Origin of the sequence: Kitasatospora sp. NPDC047058, assembly GCF_040643935.1 — a bacterium.
Classification (GTDB): domain Bacteria; phylum Actinomycetota; class Actinomycetes; order Streptomycetales; family Streptomycetaceae; genus Kitasatospora.
In genome coordinates this window covers 1-1,932 of sequence record NZ_JBEYVJ010000758.1, presented here as the reverse complement: position 1 = coordinate 1,932, position 1,932 = coordinate 1, and the positions used below count along the sequence as shown (strand labels likewise).

General features: G+C 73.5%; 2 protein-coding genes. One reads left to right on the top strand and one right to left on the bottom strand.

Translation table 11 applies throughout. The features are described 5' to 3' along the window. Positions 1-369 precede the first annotated feature (369 nt). Positions 370-567 carry a hypothetical protein gene (locus ABZ885_RS40205; RefSeq protein ID WP_360200017.1) on the bottom strand — a complete coding sequence of 66 codons (198 nt, stop codon included), beginning with the start codon at positions 565-567 and terminating at the stop codon, positions 370-372. A 472-nt stretch (positions 568-1,039) separates the two neighbouring features. On the opposite strand from ABZ885_RS40205, the gene ABZ885_RS40200 reads away from it, so the two are divergent. After that, a partial coding sequence (locus tag ABZ885_RS40200; protein ID WP_360200015.1) for a serine/threonine-protein kinase occupies positions 1,040-1,932 on the top strand: 893 nt, incomplete at its 3' end.

Genomic DNA, 1,932 nt, shown 5'->3' with positions numbered 1-1,932 from the left:
GAGAGCACTACCTTGACACGGTAGGGGTCACTGGTTCAATCCCAGTATCGCGCACAGTAACGGCCGGGGCCGTGATCCGTGAGGGTCACGGCCCCGGCCTTTTGTGCTGTTCAGGCCGGCGACGCGCTGCGCGCGGCCGGAAGCGCCCACGGCGGAAGCGGAAGCAGAAGAGCCGCGCACGGTCGCCCTCACCGACGTCCGTACGCGGCATCTCCGCCTGCCGGGGTGCTCTGCGCACCGCTCTCGCCCGTCCGCGTGTCATCGCGGGCGCGGCCTGCCCCGGCGGCACCGGCTCCCCGTCCCCAGGGGATTCAGTGCCCGTTCAGTGGCCGGCTGTGACAGCCGGTCCGGTCCTCCCGCCCTCCGGTCTCAGCGGGTGATCAGGTCGGCGACGGCCTGGGCCTGGTTCGCCATCTGTTCCCAACCGCCGAAGAGCATCACCAGCAGCACGGCGCAGGGCAGCGCCATCGCCAGCGCGACCGCCGGGTGCCTGGTCGGCTCCGCGGCCTGGCGCTGGGTGAAGGCCGGCCGACGGCGGCGGGGTGATCCCGTGAGCTGCGGTGCCATGCCCCTACTCCTGCTCCTGATGCGTGTGCTGCCGTGGTCCGTGCGCTGCCCGTGCCCGTGCCCGTCCGGCCGGTGCCGTGACCGGCCGGCGAGGACGCGGTGGACGGATAACCTCGGGGGACGAGCTCCCCGTCCACCGCTGAGCACAACGCTATGGCGTGAGGGGGTAGCCGGGCGTCATGCCCTCGTATTGTTCTGCGGGCATCCCGGAGGATGACGCCACGACTCGGGGACTACTACCGGAGGGGGAGACGCTCTCGACCGCACCCCCGAGGGAACCCTGAGAGCCGACCCCGAGAAACGTTTCGGCGCCCCCGTCGCCCGATGGTCCGTGCAAGATCGGACTATCGCACGGAGGGTTGAGGTGTTGCGTATCAGCACACCGCAGCGGGCAGTCCGTAAGCTGTGCCAGACAGGAACTGACGATGCCCCAACCGACGGGGCCTCACCCACAGGCTGACGGGGTACGAACATGGCGATGATGCGGCTGAGGCGTGAGGACCCCCGCATCGTCGGGCCGTACCGCCTGCACCGGCGGCTGGGGGCCGGCGGCATGGGCGTCGTGTACCTCGGCTCCGACCGCCGCGGGCAGCGGGTGGCGCTCAAGCTGATCCGCGCCGAGCTGGCCGAGGACGTCGAGTTCCGCACCCGCTTCGCCCGCGAGATCGCCGCGGCCTCCCGGATCCGGGGCGGCTGCACGGCCCGGGTGGTCGGCTCCGACATCGAGGCGGACCGCCCCTGGCTCGCCACCGCGTACGTCCCCGGCCCCTCGCTGTACAAGCGGGTCGGCGACGAGGGCCCGATGAGCTGGCCGGAGGCGGCCCGGATCGGTGCCGCGCTGGCCGACGGCCTGGTCAAGGTGCACGAGGCCGGCGTCGTCCACCGGGACCTCAAGCCGTCCAACATCCTGCTCTCGCCGCGCGGACCGCGGATCATCGACTTCGGCATCGCCTGGTCGCGCGGTGCCAGCACGCTCACCCACGTCGGCACGGCGGTCGGCTCCCCCGGCTTCCTGGCACCCGAGCAGGTGCGCGGCGCCGCCGTGACGCCGGCGACGGACGTGTTCGCGTTCGGCGCCACGCTGGCGTACGCGCTCACCGGCGACACCCCGTTCGGTTCGGGGGCCTCCTCGGAGGTGATGCTCTACCGGGTCGTGCACGAGGAGCCCGACCTGTCGGCCGTGCCGCCGCCGCTCGCGCCGCTGATCGGGGCCTGCCTGGCCAAGGAGCCCGCCGAACGGCCCGGGGCGGCCGCCCTGCACGAGCGGCTGAGCGAGCTACGCCGGCCGCCCCGCCGGCGACGCCGGGGCCCGTACGGAGGACTGACCGCCCGCCGGCCCCCGGGCAGCGCCGGCGGACCGCGCCG

Excerpts from the sequence above, each read along its gene's own strand:
- ABZ885_RS40205 (WP_360200017.1), bottom strand. The coding sequence starts at position 567 with ATGGCACCGCAGCTCACGGGATCACCCCGCCGCCGTCGGCCGGCCTTC.